This is a genomic window from Nonomuraea sp. NPDC049684 (genome assembly GCF_044465345.1).
In the GTDB taxonomy this organism is placed as follows: Bacteria; Actinomycetota; Actinomycetes; order Streptosporangiales; family Streptosporangiaceae; genus Nonomuraea.
In genome coordinates this window covers 165,991-184,305 of sequence record NZ_JBITLO010000012.1, presented here as the reverse complement: position 1 = coordinate 184,305, position 18,315 = coordinate 165,991, and the positions used below count along the sequence as shown (strand labels likewise).

Sequence of the window (18,315 nt, the reverse complement as noted above, 5' to 3'; positions counted from 1 at the left end):
GGGTCACGGCCGCCGTACGCGCCCGCCGTCCCGCGATCGAGCGGGGCGGCGGGCGTCGTCGTTCCGGGCGGCCGTCCGGGCTCCCAGCGCGCCGCAGGGCGGGCCGGGGCTCGGACGGGTGTCAGTGTGCCGGGGCGCCGGCCCCGGGCCGTCCGGGGACGGTCAGGAGTCCTCCAGGCGGAAGCCCACCTTCATGCCCACCTGGTAGTGCGCGATCTCGCCTCCGTCGAGGTGGCCGCGGATCTCGGTGACCTCGAACCAGTCCAGGTGGCGCAGGGTCTGCGAGGCCCGCTGGAGGCCGTTGCGGATGGCCTGGTCAAGGCTCTCCCCCGACGTGCCGACTATCTCAGTGACCCGATACGTTCGATCCGTCATCTCCCCATCCTCCTTACTCGAAGGCCATGATCGCATGACCCTCCTCATCGCCCGGCCGCGCCGTCGCGCCCTGCCCGTACGAGGTCTACCGTGGAAGGTATGAAGGGGTGGCGCAAGAAGCCGGACGTCCACCAGGTCACCGACGCCAGACCCTCGCTGACGGCGGACATCCGCAAGCGTGAGATCGCCTACCTGATCAAGATGGGCATCCGGACGATCTGCCTGATCCTGGCGGTCGTGGTGCCGGTGCCGTGGCCCTACCGGCTGCTGTTCATCGCCGGGGCAGTGTTTTTGCCATACATTGCCGTAATCGGGGCCAATGAGCGCAGCGAGGGCGCGCCGCCGCCCCACTTTCAGTCCCCCGAGGCTAACCAAACCGAGATACCGCTGCATCGACGCGAGATCGGGTCGTGACTAAGTCTTGACGCATCCCATGGGTTGTAGGTGTACGCTTTAGGCAAGCGCTCCGGTCCCCCGTCGGAGTGCTGGTGCCGGCGTTCCGGGCCCCCGTCGGAACGCCGATGAAGCGACGCCGGGTGGTTTGCCCCCGTAACCACCCGGCGTCGCCCTTTTCCTGGCCAGCCCTTTGCATTGGACGATCAGTCCCCCGCGCCGGCCGGAGTCCGATAGGACCGCTTTCCCGAAATCGTTTACACCGGCCTCCTCCTCGTAATTCCCAGGAAATCTGGAGGAAGCGGCCGGCTTGACTTCAAGAGTTCGTTCGAGTGTCAGCCGTCAGTCAGCGTCTCGGTGGTCGCCTGCTCCCAGTTCTTCGCCAATGTGACCAGTCTGGCCACCGCGTCCTCGGGGGCGCTTCCCGCGCCCTGGGCCAGCCCGAGCAGGTAGGCGGTGAGCGGCGCGGCGGGCCTGGCCACCCCGTGGGCGACCTCCTTGGTCAGGTCGAGGACCAGGTCGCGGTCCACCCGGGCGGGGTCGACGCCCAGCTCCGTGCACACCAGCGCCGTCCACTCGGCGAGTACGTTCATGCGAGCCTCCTTCAGGTCGTCCATCGTGTCGCAGTCGAACCACGGCCGGCCCGGCGAGGCCAGCCGCGTTCCGGTCAGGGGGCCGAGCAGGCCCTTGAGGGAACGCCCGGAGTAGGCGGCGAGCGCCGCCCGCAGCTCCGGCACCGGCCAGGCGCCGACCAGCCACTGCTCGCGGCCGTCGTCGTCGACCATGACGGCCCCCCCCGCGCCTGGACGGGCCGCCGCCAGCAGCTCCCGCACGTGCGCGGCCGTCAGGAACGGCAGGTCGCCGGCGAGCAGCACCAGCCACGGCGCGTCGACCTGGCGCAACCCGGCGGCCAGCGCGGGGACGGGCCCGCCGCCCGGCGGGTCCTCCCGGGTGAACACGACCCCGGGCAGCTCCCGGCGCGGCCCGACGACGACCGTGCGGCGCGCGCCGGACGCCGCCGCGACCACCCGCTCGACCAGCGGACGGCCGCCGACGGCCAGGCCGGGCTTGTCGGCGCCGCCCAGACGGCGGGCCGCTCCCCCGGCCAGGATCACCGCGTCGAAGGGCACCTCAGCCGCCGATGGCCGACATCGGCCTGGACGGCTGGAGGAAGGACGGGTCGTCGATGCCGTGCCCGGCGCGCTTGCGGGCGACCGCGGCGACCCAGCGGGCGGCCAGGTCGTCGTCGGAGGCGCCCGCGCGCATGGCGGTCTTGAGGTCGGACTCCTCGGTGGCGAACAGGCAGTTGCGCACCTGGCCGTCGGCGGTGAGCCGGACCCGGTCGCAGGCGCCGCAGAACGGGCGCGTCACCGAGCCGATCACGCCGACCCGGGCCGGGCCGCCGCCGACCAGGAACCGCTCGGCCGGGGCGCTGCCGCGCTGCTCCAGGTCGTCGGGCGTCAGGTCGAAGGCGGCCGAGAGGCGTTCGAGGATCTCGTCGGCGGTGATCATGCCTTCGCGGGTCCAGCCGTGCTGGGCGTCGAGCGGCATCTGCTCGATGAAGCGCAGCTCGTAGCCGCGTTCCAGGCAGAAGCGCAGCAGCGGCACGGCCTCGTGGTCGTTGACGCCGCGCATGAGCACCGCGTTGACCTTGACCGGGCGGAGGCCCGCCGCGTCGGCGGCGGCCAGCCCCGCGATGACGTCGGCGTGCCGGTCGCGGTGGGCGAGCCGCTTGAACGTGGCCGGGTCGAGCGTGTCGAGCGAGACGTTGACCCGGTCGAGGCCGGCCCGCGCCAGCGGCTCGGCCACCCGGGCCAGGCCGATGCCGTTGGTGGTCAGCAGCACCTGGGGACGCGGCTCCAGGGCGGTGGTGCGGGCGACGATGTCGACCAGCTCGCGCCGGAGCAGCGGCTCGCCGCCGGTGTAGCGCACCTCGGTGATGCCCAGCCGCTCGACGCCGACGCGCACCAGCCGGACGATCTCGTCGGCCGTCAGCAGCTGGGCCGTGGGCAGCCAGTCGAGCCCTTCGGGCGGCATGCAGTACGTGCAGCGCAGGTTGCACTTGTCCGTGAGGGACACCCGCAGATCCGTGGCCACCCGTCCGAACGAGTCTCGCAACATGGGGCGTCACCTCCTGTCCGTTTCGCCAGAGAGCCAGACTACGACGGGTGTCGCGCGGCGCTCAAAACCGCCTGCCTCTCCCTGGCAGGCAACACGCCGCGCCGGTGATCGATTCCTCGGGGGCAGCCGGGACGGGACCGTCAGGGGTGGGCGGCGTGCCAGGACTCGCGGGCGTCGATGAGCTCCGACAGGTGCCGCCTGGACCACTCGCAGCCGGCCGCCATGGGCGCGAGCAGGCTGCGGCCGAGGGTGGTCAGCGCGTACTCGACGCGGGGCGGGATCTCGGGGTAGGCCGTGCGGGTGAGCAGGCCGTCGCGTTCCATGGCGCGCAGGGACGCGGTGAGGACCTTCGGGGTGATGCCGCGCAGCGGGACCTGCAGCTCGGTGAAGCGTCTCGGGCCCTGCTCCAGACAGCGGATGATCTTGGCGGTCCACTTGTCGCCGACGCGGACGGGGGCGAGGGGGACACAGGCGGCGAACATGTCGGGGTCAAGGGGTTCGGCCATGCGTCCATGCTAGGCGGCGGAGGCTCACTATCGTTGCGGGAAGTGACCGTCGGGCGTCTACCGTCTGCCGGACGCGGCCGGGTGTGCCGGCCGCCGGACGGAGTGGCGGACGATGAGCAGGATCGTGGTTTTCGGCGGCGGCGGACGGGCCGGCGCGCGGGTGGCCGGGCAGGCCCTGGAGCGGGGGCACGAGGTGACGGCCGTGGTGCGCGACCCGTCCCGGTACGCGGGGCCGTCCGGCGACGGCGTGCGGGTGGTGGCCGGTGACGTGACCGACCGGGAGAGCGTGGCGGCGGTCGCGGCGGGGCACGACGTGGCGGTGCAGGCGAGCGTCCGGCTGGACGTGCCGTCCGCGGAGTTCTACACGGCGGCGGCGCGGGCGCTGACCGGCGGGCTGGCGGCGGCGGGCGTGCCCCGGCTGGTGGCCCTCGGCATCGGCACCCTGCTGGAGGTCGCGCCGGGGACGCGGCTGGTGGACACCCCCGGCTTTCCCGAGGACGCCCGGACGTTCTCCCTCGGGCACGCCGCCGAGCTGGAGGTGTTGCGCGAGGAGGGCGGGGCGCTGGACTGGGTGGTGATCGCGCCGCCGCCGGTGGTGCTCGACGACCGGGCCGAGCGCAGCGGGCGGCACCGGTTCGGCGGGGAGCAGGTCATGGCCGCCGAGGAGGGCGGGCCGGTGTTCTCCTACGCCGATCTGGCGGCGGCGGTGGTGGCGGAGATCGAGGACCCGCGGCACCACCGGGTTCAGGTCGCCGTGGGCTACTGACGGCGACGACCGGCCCGGGAACGGCTCGGAAGACGCTCGGAACAGGGCCGGGAACGGCTCGCGAGCGGCCTGGGAACGGCCCGGGGAACAGCCCGGGAACGGCCCGGGGAACGGCTCGGGAACGGCCCGGGGAACGGCTCGGGAACGGCCCGGGAAGCCTCGGGAGAGGCTCCGAACGGGGCCGGACATGCCGGAAGCCCGGCCTTGCGGCCGGGCTTCCGCCGGTGCTGCTAGTGGTGGCGGCCGCCGTAGACCTTCACCCAGTCCTTGCCCTCGGAGGGGGCCAGGTACCTGGAGCCCTCGAAGACGGCGCGCCAGGTGCCCGAGGTGTAGGCCCGCTCGCTGGTACGGAAGGAGCCGTCCCGGTTCGTCCGGACCGACTCGACGTAGTCCCACTCGTCGCTGCCGTCGGCCTGGAAGAGGATCACGACCCGCTTCCACGCCAGACGGTGCCAGCGCTCGCTGTCCTTGCAGTAGTCGGCGTGGTGCACCGCGACGAACCCGCTGATGTAGTCCTCGTCGCAGGACACCGACAGCTTGCCCTGGATGTCGAGGGCCCTGCCGCGCCGCGCCGGCTCGGGGTTGACGTCGAGCTGGAGGCTCGTGCTCCCGCCCGCGAAGTCGGGATCGGGGTCCGTGTCCGCCAGGGCGGGCGCGGCGGCGGCGGTGGCCACCATCGTGGCGCCCAGAGCGGCCGCGGCCAGTCCGGCGGCTAGACGTCGCATCATCAAAAACAAATCCTTCCCCGTCTCGGACGCGCCCCAGGGACGGGACACGTCAACGCCTAATGACGCGTAAGGGTAAAGAAAAGTTGCGATACGACAGATCACGATTAGATAACGACAAATACCCCGGCGGTTTTTTGTGCGTGCTTTATTACGTTAACTGGCGATTTGTCGGGGTTTAGTGGTGTATGGCGCGTAGTGGGGGGTTCCCGGGAAGTGCACCCGCCACAGGCCGCCTCTCCTGGGCGGCACCGTCTGCACGAAGGCCCCGGCCGCGTCGGTCGTCGTCTCGGCCACGTCCTCCCAGGCCGGCGAGCCCTCCCCGCGCCACTGGAGGCGCAGCCGCTGCTTGGCGTACGGCCCGAAGTCGGTGAAGCCGCGCGGGTCGATCCTGGTCAGCGAGCCGCGCAGGCGCACGCCGCCGGCGGACTTCGGCGACCTCTCCACCCGGACGGACGACAGCCTGGTCGCCCTCCTGAGCTCGAAGGAGGCGTATTCGGTGACCGTGGCGCCGTCCGCGTCCCTGGCGGTGGCGCTGATCGTCCAGGTGCCGGTCGGGTAGAAGCGGTTCAGCTTCTTGTCGGGCAGGAAACGCCAGGTCTGCCAGTCGGCCGCCATCCGGGCCGGCGGAGTCGCCCCCTGGCGCCACACCAGCCGGGGCGGCAGCGTGCCGGCGGACGGGGCTTTCTGCAGGTCGGCCCTCGGCGCGGCGGCAGGCTCGGCGGCCGGCGCGGCGGCGACCGTCAGGGGCAGCGGCATCAGGGCCCGCAGCCCCTCGACCGGGACGGCGGCGGGATCCGCGTACACGCTCCCCTGCACGGCGGCGGCCGGACCGCCCGGCGCGGCCGAAGACCCGGACGGCCCCGCGGGCCCGGCGGACCCGGTGGACCCGGTGGACCCGGTGGACCCGGTGGACCCGGCGGGCTCCGACGACGACCCGGGCTCCGCGGACGAGGAGGACTCCGACGGTCCGGAGACAGCCGGCGGCTGGAGGCCGGGTTCGGCGGCGGGCGGGAGGTCGGTGGTGTCCTCGACCGGGGGTTTGGCCGACAGCAGCGGGCCGGGCGGTGCGCCGGGCTCCACCTTGACGGTGACGCCGTTCTTGCCGCGCGCGCCCCGCGCGATCACGTCGATCACCAGGCTCACCGAGTCGTGGGCCCCCACGACCGGGTTCGCGGGCCGTACGGTGATGGCGCGGATGGCGAGCTCGGTCGCGGCGGGATACGCAGGCACGGGCGCCGTGAGCGACCCCGCCGCGAGCGAGACGAGAAGGAGGCTTCTGGTCATGAGCGAGACGCTAGGAACCGCCCGGTCATGACCAGGACCGCGACACGCACCCCTTATGGCAAAGCCGACCGGGGGCCGACGGGTGCCGACGGGTGCGCGGGTTCAGCGCGCGTCGCCGTAGAGGGACTCGATGACGTCGGCGTACTTGGCGTGGATGACGCGTCGCTTCAGCTTCAGGCTGGGGGTGAGCTCCTCGGTCTCGGCGGTCCACTCGGTGCCGAGCAGCGCCCACCGCTTGACCTGCTGCACCCTGGCCAGCCTGGCGTTGGCGGCCTCGACGGCGGCCGCGACCTCCTTGAGGACGTCGGGGTGCTCGGCCAGCTCGGCCAGGGAGGTGAAGCCGATGCCGCGGGCCTGCGCCCAGCCCGGCGCGGTCTCGCCGTCGAGGGTCAGGACGGCCACCGGGTGCGGGCGGTTGTCACCATAGGCGAGGGCCTGGCCGATGAGCAGGTGCTCCTTGAGGTGGTTCTCGATCTCGGCGGGCGAGACGTTCTCGCCCCCGGCGGTGATGATGAGCTCCTTCTTGCGGTCGACGACGCGGTAGAAGCCGTCCTCGTCGACCGTGCCGATGTCGCCGGTGTGCAGCCAGCCGTCGGCGTCGAGCAGCTCGGCGGTGGCCTCGGCGCGGTTGAGGTAGCCGCCGGTGTTGAGCGGGCTGCGGGTGAGGATCTCGCCGTCCTCGGCGATGCGGACCTCGACGCCGGGCTCGGCCCTGCCGACGGTGCCCAGGCGGTAGCAGGAGGGGCTGTTGCCGGTGAAGGCGCCGGTGGTCTCGGTCATGCCGTAGACGTCGATGACCTTGAGGCCGAGGCCGGCGTAGAAGTGCTGGACCTCGGCGGGCAGGGGGGCGGCGCCGGTCGCGGTCCACTCGGCGCGGTCGAAGCCGATCATGCCGCGGACGACCGACAGCAGGGCCGCGTCGGCCTTGTCGTAGGCGGCCTGGATCTCGGGGGTGATGGTGCCGCCGTACTGGCCGGCCTCGACGTAGGCGGCGCCGGCGGCCATGGCCTCGCGTACGGCGGCCTGCTGCTCGGGCGGCTGGGTGGCGAGCACGGCCAGCAGCCGGGCCATCATCTTCTCCCACACGCGCGGCACGCCGAAGAACATCATCGGCCTGACCTGGCCGAGCGTGGCGCCGAGGTTGGCCAGGTCGGTGCAGAAGTGCACGTGCGACATCTTGACCAGCGGGAGGTAGAGGCTGAGGATGCGCTCGGCGATGTGGGCGTAGGTGAGGTAGGAGATCTGGGTGCCGTGCGTCGGCAGCGAGGTGATGCGGTCGGTGGCGGCGGCCTCGTAGAAGACGTTGGTGTGGGTGAGCGGCACGCCCTTGGGCATGCCGGTGGTGCCGGAGGTGTAGAGCACGGTGACGACGTCGCCGGCGGCCACCTCGCGGGCGCGGGCCTCGACGGCGGCCTCGTCCTCGGCAAGGCGGGCGCGGCCGAGGTCGAGGAAGTCGGCCCAGGACAGGAACCGCTCGTCGTCGGGGGCGCCGTCGAGCATGATGATCCGGCGCAGGCCGTCGAGCCGGTCGAGCACCGGCTGCCAGCGGGCCAGCTCGGCGGGGCCGCCCAGCACGGCGAAGCGGGCGCCCACGTCGCCGGCCACGAACGCGATCTGGTCGGGCGCGAAGGTGGAGTAGACCGTGCAGCCCACGCCGCCGGCGTGCACGGCGCCGAGGTCGGCCAGCACGTGCTCGCTGCGGTTGACCATCATGATGGCGACTGATTCGCCGCGGCGCAGGCCGAGGGCGGCGAAGGCGGCCGCGATCTCCAGGATGCGCCGCCGCGCCTGGCCGTAGGTCAACGTGGTCCAGCCGCCGGGGTTGCCCGAGCCGTCGGGGTCGGAGTACGCGGGTGCGTCGGGGTGCCGGGCGGCCACCTGCCTGAGCTGTTCGCAGACCGTGCGACCGGCGATCTCCCGCTCGATCTCGGCCCGTACGTCGAGGACTTCGGCCATGGCACCCGCCTCCAGTCAGTAATCACTTGCACAGGTGGCATGCATCGCACCACACCCTCTGGACAGCGGCAAGACCCAGACGGGAAACAGTCGGCGCGGTCACGTAGAGTGATCGTCCAGGTGCCGTACGTGTCTCGGGAGGGCGGGCATGAGCAAGGGCGGAAGGACCTTCTTCGGGCATCCGTGGGGGCTGGCGACCCTGTTCTCCACGGAGATGTGGGAGCGCTTCAGCTGGTACGGCCTGCGGGCGATCCTGGCCACGTTCATGGCGGCCTCGCCCGCCCACAAGGGCCTCGGCATGTCGCAGGAGACGGCGCAGGCGGTGGTCGGCGTCTACGGGGCGCTGATCTACCTGGTGGCGCTGCCCGGCGGCTGGATCGCCGACCGCGTGCTGGGGGCGCGCAGGTCGGTGTTCTGGGGCGGGTTCGTCATCATGCTGGGCCACATCAGCATGGCGATCCCGGTGACGACGTCGTTCTTCGTCTGGCTGGGGCTGCTGCTCATCATCAGCGGCACGGGCCTGCTCAAGCCGAACATCTCGGTCATGGTCGGCCGCCTGTACGGCGAGGACGAGGACGGCCGCCGCGACGCCGGCTTCTCCCTGTTCTACCTGGGCATCAACCTGGGCGCCTTCTTCGCTCCCCTGGTCGTCGGCTGGCTGGCCGACGGCGACCGCTGGCACCTGGGCTTCAGCGCCGCCGCCGTCGGCATGGCCCTCGGCCTGCTGCAGTACGTCTGGGGCGGCCGGAACCTGCGGGGCGTCGGGGAGCGGCCCGGCGTCCGGCTGACGCCGCCCGAGCGCCGCCGGTTCGGGCGGGCGGCCGGGGCGGGCGTGGCGGTGACCGCCGTCGCGCTCGGCGCGTGGGCGGCCACGGGCACGCTCACCATCGACCGCCTGGCGCTGGCGATCACGATCGTCATCCTGATCGTGCCGGTGGTCTACTTCGCCTACATCCTGCTGGGCAGCCACAGCCTCACCGACGAGGAGCGCAGCCGGATGAAGGCCTACATCTGGCTGTTCGTGGCGGCGGCGATCTTCTGGATGATCTACGACCTGGCGCCGAGCAAGCTGCTGTTCTTCGCCGCCGACCACACCCGGCTGGAGCTGTTCGGGGTGCCGATCCAGGCGGCGACGACGCAGTCGTTCAACCCGCTGTTCATCATGATCTTCGTGCCGGTGTTCGCGGCGTTGTGGGTGAAGCTCGGGGTGCGGGTGAGCACGCCGCAGAAGTTCGGGTTCGCGCTGGTCATGGTGGGGCTGAGCTTCGTGGTGATGGCCATCGCCGCCGGGCTGGCGACCGGCGGGCGGGTGTCGGTGTGGTGGCTGGTGCTGGTCTACCTGATCCAGGTGTTCGGCGAGCTGTCGCTGAGCCCGGTCGGGCTGTCGGTGACGACGAAGCTAGCGCCGGAGGCGTTCAAGGGGCAGATGCTGGGGATCTGGTTCATCGCGGTGTCGGTGGGCGACGCGGTCGGCGGCCAGACCGGGCGGCTCACCCGCTACCTGTCCGACCCGATGTACTACCTGGTGCTGGCGATCATGGCGATCGCGGCCGGGCTGGCGATGTTCCTGTTCACGCGGAAACTGCGGGTGCTCATGGCCGAGCACTACCATGCGGCGGCCATGCCGCCGATCCGGTAAAAACATCCAACGTGTCTGAAATTCTCGACCTTGTCGGTATTTTTGTCTTCGCACTGACCGGTGCGCTCATGGGTGTGCGCAAGCGGCTCGACGTGGTCGGGATGGGCGTCCTGGCCGAGATGACCGCGCTCGGCGGCGGGCTGGTCCGCGATCTCATTCTCAACGTGCGGCCGGCCGCCTTCCAGAGCCTGGGGTACGTGCTGGTGCCGGTGGCCGCCACGGTGATCGTCTTCTTCTGGCATCCGCACGTGGCCCGCGTGATGCCGGTCATCCTCGTGCTCGACGCGGCCGGTCTCGGCCTGTTCGCGGCCGTCGGCACCGAGAAGGCCCTGGAGTACGGCCTCAGCCCGCTGCACGCCACCATCCTCGGCGTCACGACGGCCGTCGGCGGCGGCGTGATCCGCGACGTGCTGGCCGGCGAGATCCCCACGCTGCTGTACGACCGCCAGCTCTACGCGGTGCCCGCGCTGCTGGGCTCGGCCGTGATGGCGGGCCTGTCCACGGCCGGGATGCACGGCTGGCCGGCCACGCTCGCCGCCGCGCTGCTGGCCTTCGGCCTGCGCATCACCGCGATGCGCCGCAACTGGCGCGCGCCCCTGGCCAAGGGCGCCGAGGAACACTCCTAGCCCCCGCACCACGCGCGAGTAGCCCCCGCACCACGCATGAGTAGCCCCCGCACCACGCACGAGCGAGCCCCTCACACCATCGGCACCAGCGAGTCGGGGTGGCGGCGGGCGCCGGTGGGGCCCTGGATCCGGGCGCGGGCGATGCGGGCGACGGCGTCGGCCACGGTCTCGGGCGGCAGGGTGAACGGCAGCCGCAGGTAGCCCTCCAGGGTGCCCTCCAGGCCGAACCAGGGCCCGGGAGCCAGGCGCACGCCGTGGGAGGCGGCGGCGTCGGCGAGCGTGGTGGAGGTGTCGCCGTTGAGCCGCACCCACAGCGTGCCGCCGCCGCGCGGCGGCGTGTACGTCCACTGCGGCAGGTGGCGGGCCAGCGCGGCGGTCAGCGCGTCCCGGGAGGCGCGCAGGCCGCGCAGGCGTTCGGCGCGGGTCTGCGCCATCCGCTCGAACAGGCGGGCGGTGACCAGCTGCTCCATGACCGGGCTGGAGATGTCGACGACCGCGCGGTGCCGGGCCAGCCGGCGGGCCAGGGCGGCCGTGGTGCGGATCCAGCCGATGCGCAGGCCGCCCCACCACAGCTTGGACGCCGACCCGATGCTGATCACGCGGCTGTCGGTGTCGAAGGCGGCCATGGGCGCGGTGCGCGGCACGTCGTCCAGGGCCAGCTCGCTCCAGGTCTCGTCGACCAGCAGGATGACGTCGTTGCGGCGGGCCGCGCCGGCGACGGCGGCGCGGGTGGCGTCGTCCATGAGGGCGCCGGTGGGGTTGTGGAAGTCGGGCATGAGGTAGGCCAGGCGGGCGGCCGACTGCCGCATCGTGGCGGCCATCAGGTCGGGCTGCCAGCCCTCGTGCGAGATGCCGAAGGGCACGATCCGGGCGCCGTGCTGGCGGGCCACGTCGATGGCGTGCGGGTAGGTCGGCGACTCGACCATGACGGGGTCGCCGGGGCCGACCAGCAGCCCGGCGACGAGCTGGATGGCGTGCTGGGAGCCGGTGGTGACGACGATCTGGTCCGGCCGGGTGGCCAGGCCGCGCTCGGTGTAGCGGGCGGCGACGCGCTCGCGCAGGACCGGCAAACCCATGGGGTCGTAGCCGTTGCCCATGCCGTACCTGGGCAGGTCGTCCAGGGCCTCGGCCATGGCCTCGCGCAGCGCGGAGGGCGCGGGCGGGGCGGCGCAGTGGAGCTGGATCAGGCCGTCGTCGCCGGTGGACAGCCAGGGGTTCTCGCGGGTGGTGGCCGGGTCCGGCAGGGTGGTCCAGCTTCCCGAGCCCTGCCTGCTGTCCAGGTAGCCGCGCTCGCGCAGCAGGTCGTAGGCGGAGGTGACGGTGGTGCGGCTGACGCCCAGGGTCTCGGCCAGGTGGCGTTCTGCGGGCATGCGCACGCGTACGGGGATCTGGCCGTCCATGATGAGCGCGCGCACGCCGTCGGCCAGGGCGCGGTAGTACGGCCGGGCGGCCGGATCGACGTCGACCAGCCGGGCCACTTGCGCAGCCGACAAATGCCTCATAAGGCCACTTTCCATGATTGGCCCTGTTTTGGCAACCAGGTGGCCTGCCACCATGGGGCCATCATGAGCGAAGCAACCGTCCCCCGCCTGAGTTCCCTCCCCTCCCGCCTCCTGCGCCTGTACGGCGGCCTGGCCCTGTACGGCGCCGGCATCGGGCTGCAGGTGGAGTCGGGCCTCGGCAACGACCCCTGGGACGTCTTCCACCAGGGCCTGGCCCTGCGGCTGGACGTGTCCATCGGCACCGTCATCATCGGCGTCGGCGCCCTGGTGATGCTGCTGTGGATCCCGCTGCGCCAGCGGCCCGGCCTCGGCACGATCAGCAACGTGGTGTTCCTCGGCCTGTTCGCCGACGCGGCGATCCTCCTGCTGCCCACGCCGTCCCACCTGGTCGTCCAGTCGCTGTACGTGGCGCTCGGCGTGGTCGCGATCGCGCTGGCCACCGTGCTCTACATCGGGGCGGGCATGGGCCCGGGGCCGCGCGACGGCGTCATGACCGGCCTGATGCGGCTCGGCCTGTCCGTACGGCTGGCCCGCTTCCTCATCGAGCTCACCGTGCTGGCCGTGGGCTGGCTGCTCGGCGGCAGCGTCGGCGTCGGGACGCTGGTCTTCGCCCTCGCCATCGGCCCGCTGACCCAGCTGTTCACCCGCTGGTTCCCCTTGTCGTGATCCCGCGCCGGGTCCGTCCTGACGCGACAGGCCCGGCCCGGCGCGGGATCGCCCGCGCGCGAGTAGCGTCTTGCGCATGCGGATTGAGGACTACGCGCTGATCGGAGACATGCAGTCGGCCGCACTGGTGGCGAGGGACGGTTCCATCGACTGGCTCTGCCTGCCCAGGTTCGACTCCCCCTCGTGCTTCGCGGCCCTGCTGGGCAGCGAGCGCAACGGCCACTGGTGGCTGGGGCCGACGGCCCGCCGGCCGGCCACCCGGCGCCGCTACCGGCCCGACACGCTCATCCTGGAGAGCGAGTGGGACACCCCGACCGGCACCGTCCGGGTGATCGACTTCATGCCCCCGCGCGACCGGAACCCCGACGTCGTGCGCATCGTCGAGGGGGTCTCGGGCAGCGTCGAGGTCTCCACCCAGCTGCGCGTGCGCTTCGACTACGGGCGCATCGTGCCGTGGGTGCGCCGGACGAACGGCCACCTCCAGGCCGTCGGCGGCCCCGACTCGGTGTGGCTGCACTCCCCCGTCCCGCTCAAGGGCGGCGACTACGCCCACCGGGCCACGTTCACCGTCAAGGCGGGCGACCGGCTGCCGTTCGTGTTCACCTGGCACCCCTCCCACGAGCCGATGCCGCCGCGCATCGACGCCGAGGAGCAGCTCGCCGAGACCGAGACCATGTGGACCGAGTGGGTCGGCAAGTGCGCCTACGAGGGCCCCTACCGGGAGGCGGTGACCCGGTCGCTGATCACGCTGAAGGGGCTGACGTACGCGCCGACCGGCGGCATCGTGGCCGCGCCCACCACGTCCCTGCCCGAGGACATCGGCGGCGTGCGCAACTGGGACTACCGGTTCTGCTGGCTGCGCGACGCCACGATGACGCTCGACGCGCTGATCAGCTCCGGCTACCTCGACGAGGCCGCCGACTGGCGGTCCTGGCTGCTGCGCACCATCGCCGGGCGTCCCCAGGACCTGCAGATCATGTACGGCGTCGCCGGCGAGCGCCGCCTGCCCGAGCTGCGCCTCGACTGGCTGGACGGCTACGAGGGCTCCCGCCCGGTCCGCATCGGCAACGAGGCGGTCCAGCAGCTCCAGCTCGACGTCTACGGCGAGGTGATGAACTGCCTGTACGTCTCCCGCGCCCGCGGCCTGGCCGCCGACGAACGCGCCTGGTCGATCCAGCGCCAGCTCCTGGACTACGTGGAGGAGCACTGGGACGAGCCCGACGAGGGCCTGTGGGAGGTGCGCGGCCCGCGCCGGCACTTCGTGCACTCCAAGGTGATGTGCTGGGTCGCCCTCGACCGGGCCGTCAAGTACGTCGAGAGCTTCGGCCGCACCGGCCCGGTCGACAAGTGGCGCGAGCTGCGCGACACGATCCACGCCGAGATCTGCGACAAGGGCTTCGACCCCCACCGCAACACCTTCACCCAGTCGTACGGGTCGTCGGAGCTGGACGCGGCGCTGCTGATGATCCCGGTCGTGGGCTTCCTGCCGCCCGACGACCCCCGCGTGACCGGCACGGTGGCGGCGATCGAGAAGGAGCTCATGTCCGACGGGTTCGTCCTACGTTATCCGCTGGCCGCCGACAACGACGTCGACGGCCTGCCCGGCGGTGAGGGCGCGTTCCTGGCGTGCAGCTTCTGGCTGGTGGAGGTGATGGCGATGCAGGGCCGCAAGGAGGAGGCGCGGGAGCTGTTCGAACGCCTGCTGGAGCTGCGCAACGACGTCGGGCTGCTGGCCGAGGAGTACGACCCGCGCTACGGGCGCCTGGTGGGCAACTTCCCGCAGGCGTTCAGCCACGTGCCCCTGATCCACGCCGCCCGCGCGCTGTCGCGGGCCTGACCCGGCGGGAACGGGTTTCCGCTCCCGCGCCGAGTGGGACAAGACCTCGCATGGGTGAGGAATGGGACCTGGCGGTCGTGGGCGCGGGACCGGCCGGCTCGGCGGCGGCGCTGCGGGCCGTCCAGCTCCGGCCGGACCTGCGCGTGGTGCTGCTCGACCGGGCCGGCTTCCCCCGCGACAAGCCGTGCGGCGACGGCATCGCCGCGCACGGCCGCGACGAGCTGGACCGGCTTGGCCTGCCCGGCCTCATCGACGACTACCGGCCCACGCCCCGGCTGACCGTGGTCTCGCCGGGCGGGCTGCGCGTCTCGGCCGAGGCGGCCCGGCCCAACCACGTCGTGCCGCGCCGGGTGTTCGACGCGCGCCTGGTGGCGGCGGCCGGGGCCAGGGGCGTCGAGGTGCGCCGCCACCGCGTCAGGGAGCTGGCCCAGGACGGGTCCTGGGTCGTCCTGGACGGGCGGCTGCGGGCCCGCGCGGTGGTGGCGGCCGACGGTGCCTACTCGGCGGTGCGCCGGCTGATCGGGCTGCCCGCAGCGGGCGAGCGGCACACCGCCCTGGCCGTGCGCGGCTACGCCGACGTGCCCGAAGCCGACGACGTGCAGCTCATCGCGATGCAGCGGGCGGGCTGGCCGGCCTACGCGTGGTCGTTCCCGATCGGCGACGGCACCGCGAACGTCGGGTTCGGCATGCTGCTGCCCCGGCTGCGGGCGGCGGGTGCGCCGGGCCGCCAGGTGCTGCACGGCTGGCTGGCCGAGCTGCTGCCCGACCGGCCCGCGCGCGACCTGCGCGCCCATCACCTGCCGCTGTCGACCGGGCGGCCCGCGCCGGGCCGCGGGCGGGTGCTGCTGGCCGGGGACGCGGCGGGGCTGATCAACCCGCTGACCGGCGAGGGCATCTACTACGCGCTGCTGTCGGGGCGGCTGGCGGCCGAGGCGGTGGTCGAGGCGGCCGAGGGGGCCTCGGCGGGAGGTGCGGCGGCGGGCGACCCGCTGGCCCGGTACCGGGCCAAGCTGCGCGGCGCGCTGGGGCGGCACCTGCGCACGACCGACGTGCTGGCCCGGCTGGCGCAGTCGCCGGGGTTCATCGACGCGGCCATCGCGACCGCCGCGCGCCGCAAGGAGGTGTTCGACCTGCTGGTGGAGGTCGGGCTCGGCGCCGGGACGGTGCCCGCACCGCTGGCCCTGGCGGTCGGCCTGCGCTGGCTGCGCGGCACGGCACGCCTCCCCCGCCGCGGCTGACCCAGGGACGGGCCGTCAGGGCAGGACCGTGGCTCAGGCCGTGAGGACCGCGCCGTTGGCGAGCAGGAGGAGCACGTCCACGGCCGCCACGGCGACGGCGGTGACGAAGGGCGCCCGCGCGGACCGGCCGGCCAGCAGCGCTCCCCCGGCCGCGAGCAGCGCCGCGGCCGCCATGGCCGCCCACCCCGCCACCCCGGGCGCGCCCGGTGGCCCGAGGACGAGCAGGCAGGTGGCGGCCAGCAGCGGCACCGGCGCCAGCACCCGTACGCGCGCCGCCCCCAGCCGCTGCGGCCACCCGCGCACGCCGGTCGCCAGGTCGCCCTCGATGTCGGGCAGCACGTTGGCCAGGTGCGCGCCCACGCCCAGCAGCGCCGCCGCCGCGACCGCCCACCACGCCGGCCACGGCTCCCCGGGCAGGCCCAGCGTCACGAACGCCGGCAGCACCCCGAACCCGACGGCGTACGGCGCCCACGACAGGACGGTGGCCTTCAGGCCGAAGTCGTACCCCCAGGCCCCCAGCACGCCCGCCAGGTGCGCCAGCCCCGCCGTACGGCCCGAGGCCAGCGAGAGCGGCACGCACAGGGCCAGCGCCGCCAGCGCGGCCACCCGCACGGCGGTCACGCTCACCGTGCCGTCGGCGGCCGGTTTGCCGGTGCGCCCGGCCGCGGCGTCGCGCCCGGCGTCGAGCGCGTCGTTGCACCAGCCGATCGACAACTGCCCGGCCAGCACCGCGGCGGCCACCAGGACGCAGCCGGCCGGGTCCCGGCCGGCTGCCACGGCCAGCGCGGTGACCAGCGCGGTCACGGCCACGGTGGGGCCCGGATGGCAGGCCAGCGCCAGCGCGACGGCCGTGCGGACCGGCCCGCCGCGCGCGACGGCGGCGGCCGTGGGATCCGGGTCGGTCACACGGTGATCGTAGACCGGCAGATCCGGAAGGAGAATTCCCACGCGCCGCATATGGCTTAGATGACCATCCTTGCGGGAAGCGTGCGGGGAGTGAGTGTTGTGGGCGACCTGTCGAGGGAGCACTGCATGACCCGAATCGCCGCAGTCCGTTGTGCGTTCCCTCCCCACCGCTACCCGCAGTCCGAGCTCACCGACATGGCCGCCCGCCTGTGCCTGCCCGACGGCGCCGACCGCCGCCTCCTCGACCGCCTGCACCGCAGCGCCCGCGTGGAGCACCGCAACCTGGCCCTCCCCATCGACCGCTACGAGAAGCTGAACGGCTTCGGCGCGGCCAACGACGCCTTCGTCTCCGTCGCGGTCGAGCTGGGGCTGGAGAGCGTGAAGGCCGCCCTGGACGCCGCCGGGCTGGAACCGACCGACGTCGACCTGATCATGTTCACGTCGGTGACGGGCATCGCCGCGCCGTCCGTGGACGCCCGGCTGGCCGCCGCGCTCGGGCTGCGTCCCGACGTCAAGCGGGTGCCCGTCTTCGGCCTGGGCTGCGTGGCGGGCGCGGCGGGCATCGCCAGGCTGCACGACTACCTGCGCGGCTGGCCGGACCACGTGGCCGTGCTGCTGTCGGTGGAGCTGTGCTCGCTGACCCTGCAGCGCGGCGACTCCTCGCCCGCGAACCTGGTCGCCAGCGCGCTGTTCGGCGACGGCGCGGCGGCCGTGGTGGCCAGCGGCGGCGGGCGGGGCCCGGCCGGGCCCGCCGCCGGGCCCACGGTCGTCGCCACCCGCAGCCACCTGTATCCCGGCTCCGAGCACGTCATGGGCTGGCAGGTGGGCGACACCGGGTTCCGGGTCATGCTGGACGCCAGCGTCCCCGCCGTGGTGCGCCGCTACCTGGCCGACGACGTGCACGGCTTCCTGGCCGAGCACGGGATCACGGCCGGGGAGGTGACGGCGTGGGTGTGCCATCCGGGCGGGCCGAAGGTGCTGGAGGCGGTCTCGGAGGTGCTGGAGCTGCCCGTGGGCGCGCTCGACGTGACGTGGCGCTCGCTGGCGGCCAACGGCAACCTGTCGTCGTCCTCGGTCCTGCACGTGCTCGGCGACACCCTGGCCGGGGAGCCGCCCGCGCCGGGGAGCTGGGGGCTGCTCATCGCGATGGGCCCCGGTTTCTGCTCCGAGCTCGTGCTGCTGCGCTGGTAGTCCCCGTCCCTGCGATCGGCTGGTGGTTGGCCTGTGACCTGGTATCTGGTGCTCATCGTGCTCGTCGGCCTGGAACGTCTGGCCGAGCTGGTCGTCGCCAGGCGGAACGCCGCGTGGAGCATGGCGCGCGGCGGCGTGGTGACCGGGCGGGGGCACTATCCGTGGATGGTGGCCCTGCACACCGGGCTGCTGGTGTGCGCGCCGCTGGAGGTGGCCCTGGCCGGGCGGCCGTTCGTGCCCGCGCTCGGCTGGCCGATGCTCGCGGTGGTCGTGGCGGCCCAGGCGCTGCGGTGGTGGTGCATCGCCGCGCTCGGGCCACGCTGGAACACCCAGGTGATCGTGGTGCCGGGGCTGCCGCTGGTGCGGCGGGGGCCGTACCGGCTGGGGTGGTTGCGGCACCCCAACTACGTGGCGGTGGCGGCCGAGGGGCTGGCGCTGCCGCTGGTGCACACGGCGTGGCTGACGGCGCTGGCGTTCACGCTGCTCAACGCCGCGCTGATGGTGGTGCGCATCCGCTGCGAGAACGCCGCGCTCGCCCTCGCGACCAGGGGATGACCCGGTGATCGACGTGCTCGCGACGA

The 18,315-nt window shown here is 73.3% G+C and carries 18 protein-coding genes; 9 read left to right on the top strand and 9 right to left on the bottom strand.

Annotation, left to right across the window (positions count from 1 at the left end; genetic code table 11):
- Positions 1–162 precede the first annotated feature (162 nt).
- A complete protein-coding gene (locus ACIBST_RS33010) occupies positions 163–375 on the bottom strand; it encodes a dodecin (protein WP_125642491.1) in 213 nt (70 codons plus the stop codon).
- Between the two features lie 99 nt (positions 376–474).
- Between ACIBST_RS33010 and ACIBST_RS33005 the strand changes: the two genes are divergently transcribed.
- Positions 475–789, top strand: coding sequence for a DUF3099 domain-containing protein (locus ACIBST_RS33005; protein ID WP_397177358.1), 315 nt, complete (start codon positions 475–477; stop codon positions 787–789).
- A 314-nt stretch (positions 790–1,103) separates the two neighbouring features.
- On the opposite strand, the gene ACIBST_RS33000 is transcribed toward ACIBST_RS33005, so the two are convergent.
- The 3 genes from ACIBST_RS33000 to ACIBST_RS32990 all read right to left on the bottom strand — a co-directional run bounded on the left by ACIBST_RS33000 (position 1,104) and on the right by ACIBST_RS32990 (position 3,395).
- Positions 1,104–1,898 (bottom strand): NTP transferase domain-containing protein, encoded by a 795-nt coding sequence (locus ACIBST_RS33000; protein ID WP_397177356.1) that lies wholly within the window; start codon positions 1,896–1,898, stop codon positions 1,104–1,106.
- Between the two features lies 1 nt (position 1,899).
- On the bottom strand, positions 1,900–2,889 hold the full coding sequence (moaA, locus tag ACIBST_RS32995; RefSeq protein ID WP_397177354.1) for a GTP 3',8-cyclase MoaA: 990 nt from the start codon (positions 2,887–2,889) through the stop codon (positions 1,900–1,902).
- 140 nt (positions 2,890–3,029) lie between these two features.
- Complete coding sequence (locus tag ACIBST_RS32990) at positions 3,030–3,395, bottom strand: winged helix-turn-helix transcriptional regulator (RefSeq protein WP_397177352.1); 366 nt, start codon at positions 3,393–3,395, stop codon at positions 3,030–3,032.
- Between the two features lie 112 nt (positions 3,396–3,507).
- Here ACIBST_RS32990 and ACIBST_RS32985 point away from each other — a divergent pair, with 112 nt between their 5' ends.
- Positions 3,508–4,161, top strand: coding sequence for an NAD(P)-dependent oxidoreductase (locus ACIBST_RS32985; RefSeq protein ID WP_397177350.1), 654 nt, complete (start codon positions 3,508–3,510; stop codon positions 4,159–4,161).
- A 230-nt stretch (positions 4,162–4,391) separates the two neighbouring features.
- Here the strand turns inward: ACIBST_RS32985 and ACIBST_RS32980 are convergent, their stop codons facing one another.
- From ACIBST_RS32980 to ACIBST_RS32970, 3 genes are all read right to left on the bottom strand, one after another.
- Positions 4,392–4,889 carry a hypothetical protein gene (locus tag ACIBST_RS32980; protein ID WP_397177349.1) on the bottom strand — a complete coding sequence of 166 codons (498 nt, stop codon included), beginning with the start codon at positions 4,887–4,889 and terminating at the stop codon, positions 4,392–4,394.
- 153 nt (positions 4,890–5,042) lie between these two features.
- Entirely contained in the window at positions 5,043–6,173 is a 1,131-nt protein-coding gene (locus ACIBST_RS32975) for a hypothetical protein (protein ID WP_397177347.1), read from the bottom strand.
- Positions 6,174–6,275: 102 nt separating this feature from the next.
- Positions 6,276–8,129: an AMP-dependent synthetase/ligase gene (locus ACIBST_RS32970; protein WP_397177346.1), complete on the bottom strand. Its 1,854-nt coding sequence runs from the start codon at positions 8,127–8,129 to the stop codon at positions 6,276–6,278.
- A 148-nt stretch (positions 8,130–8,277) separates the two neighbouring features.
- On the opposite strand from ACIBST_RS32970, the gene ACIBST_RS32965 reads away from it, so the two are divergent.
- Together ACIBST_RS32965 and ACIBST_RS32960 are read left to right on the top strand one after the other, a co-directional pair.
- Positions 8,278–9,768, top strand: coding sequence for a peptide MFS transporter (locus ACIBST_RS32965; RefSeq protein ID WP_397177344.1), 1,491 nt, complete (start codon positions 8,278–8,280; stop codon positions 9,766–9,768).
- Between the two features lie 11 nt (positions 9,769–9,779).
- On the top strand, positions 9,780–10,394 hold the full coding sequence (locus tag ACIBST_RS32960; RefSeq protein ID WP_397177342.1) for a trimeric intracellular cation channel family protein: 615 nt from the start codon (positions 9,780–9,782) through the stop codon (positions 10,392–10,394).
- Between the two features lie 71 nt (positions 10,395–10,465).
- Here the strand turns inward: ACIBST_RS32960 and ACIBST_RS32955 are convergent, their stop codons facing one another.
- Positions 10,466–11,896 (bottom strand): PLP-dependent aminotransferase family protein, encoded by a 1,431-nt coding sequence (locus ACIBST_RS32955; protein ID WP_397177340.1) that lies wholly within the window; start codon positions 11,894–11,896, stop codon positions 10,466–10,468.
- 63 nt (positions 11,897–11,959) lie between these two features.
- Between ACIBST_RS32955 and ACIBST_RS32950 the strand changes: the two genes are divergently transcribed.
- The 3 genes from ACIBST_RS32950 to ACIBST_RS32940 all read left to right on the top strand — a co-directional run bounded on the left by ACIBST_RS32950 (position 11,960) and on the right by ACIBST_RS32940 (position 15,637).
- Complete coding sequence (locus ACIBST_RS32950) at positions 11,960–12,562, top strand: YitT family protein (protein ID WP_397177338.1); 603 nt, start codon at positions 11,960–11,962, stop codon at positions 12,560–12,562.
- A gap of 76 nt (positions 12,563–12,638) precedes the next feature.
- Positions 12,639–14,399, top strand: a complete 1,761-nt coding sequence (locus ACIBST_RS32945; protein WP_397177336.1) for a glycoside hydrolase family 15 protein — start codon at positions 12,639–12,641, stop codon at positions 14,397–14,399.
- 50 nt (positions 14,400–14,449) lie between these two features.
- Positions 14,450–15,637: an NAD(P)/FAD-dependent oxidoreductase gene (locus ACIBST_RS32940; protein ID WP_397177335.1), complete on the top strand. Its 1,188-nt coding sequence runs from the start codon at positions 14,450–14,452 to the stop codon at positions 15,635–15,637.
- A gap of 33 nt (positions 15,638–15,670) precedes the next feature.
- On the opposite strand, the gene ACIBST_RS32935 is transcribed toward ACIBST_RS32940, so the two are convergent.
- Positions 15,671–16,543 (bottom strand): UbiA family prenyltransferase, encoded by an 873-nt coding sequence (locus tag ACIBST_RS32935; RefSeq protein ID WP_397177333.1) that lies wholly within the window; start codon positions 16,541–16,543, stop codon positions 15,671–15,673.
- Positions 16,544–16,669: 126 nt separating this feature from the next.
- Between ACIBST_RS32935 and ACIBST_RS32930 the strand changes: the two genes are divergently transcribed.
- Together ACIBST_RS32930 and ACIBST_RS32925 are read left to right on the top strand one after the other, a co-directional pair.
- Positions 16,670–17,734, top strand: coding sequence for a type III polyketide synthase (locus ACIBST_RS32930; protein ID WP_397177331.1), 1,065 nt, complete (start codon positions 16,670–16,672; stop codon positions 17,732–17,734).
- A 33-nt stretch (positions 17,735–17,767) separates the two neighbouring features.
- Positions 17,768–18,289, top strand: a complete 522-nt coding sequence (locus ACIBST_RS32925; RefSeq protein WP_397177329.1) for an isoprenylcysteine carboxyl methyltransferase family protein — start codon at positions 17,768–17,770, stop codon at positions 18,287–18,289.
- The last annotated feature ends 26 nt before the right edge of the window (positions 18,290–18,315 follow it).

Bases quoted from the DNA above. Each gene is read 5' to 3' on its own strand.
- ACIBST_RS32945 (WP_397177336.1), top strand. From the start codon at position 12,639: ATGCGGATTGAGGACTACGCGCTGATCGGAGACATGCAGTCGGCCGCA.
- ACIBST_RS32930 (WP_397177331.1), top strand. From the start codon at position 16,670: ATGACCCGAATCGCCGCAGTCCGTTGTGCGTTCCCTCCCCACCGCTAC.
- ACIBST_RS32980 (WP_397177349.1), bottom strand. From the start codon at position 4,889: ATGATGCGACGTCTAGCCGCCGGACTGGCCGCGGCCGCTCTGGGCGCC.
- ACIBST_RS32940 (WP_397177335.1), top strand. From the start codon at position 14,450: ATGGGTGAGGAATGGGACCTGGCGGTCGTGGGCGCGGGACCGGCCGGC.
- ACIBST_RS32970 (WP_397177346.1), bottom strand. From the start codon at position 8,129: ATGGCCGAAGTCCTCGACGTACGGGCCGAGATCGAGCGGGAGATCGCC.
- ACIBST_RS32975 (WP_397177347.1), bottom strand. From the start codon at position 6,173: ATGACCAGAAGCCTCCTTCTCGTCTCGCTCGCGGCGGGGTCGCTCACG.
- ACIBST_RS32990 (WP_397177352.1), bottom strand. From the start codon at position 3,395: ATGGCCGAACCCCTTGACCCCGACATGTTCGCCGCCTGTGTCCCCCTC.
- ACIBST_RS33005 (WP_397177358.1), top strand. From the start codon at position 475: ATGAAGGGGTGGCGCAAGAAGCCGGACGTCCACCAGGTCACCGACGCC.
- ACIBST_RS32985 (WP_397177350.1), top strand. From the start codon at position 3,508: ATGAGCAGGATCGTGGTTTTCGGCGGCGGCGGACGGGCCGGCGCGCGG.
- ACIBST_RS32955 (WP_397177340.1), bottom strand. From the start codon at position 11,896: ATGAGGCATTTGTCGGCTGCGCAAGTGGCCCGGCTGGTCGACGTCGAT.
- ACIBST_RS32950 (WP_397177338.1), top strand. From the start codon at position 11,960: ATGAGCGAAGCAACCGTCCCCCGCCTGAGTTCCCTCCCCTCCCGCCTC.
- moaA (WP_397177354.1), bottom strand. From the start codon at position 2,889: ATGTTGCGAGACTCGTTCGGACGGGTGGCCACGGATCTGCGGGTGTCC.
- ACIBST_RS32965 (WP_397177344.1), top strand. From the start codon at position 8,278: ATGAGCAAGGGCGGAAGGACCTTCTTCGGGCATCCGTGGGGGCTGGCG.
- ACIBST_RS33010 (WP_125642491.1), bottom strand. From the start codon at position 375: ATGACGGATCGAACGTATCGGGTCACTGAGATAGTCGGCACGTCGGGG.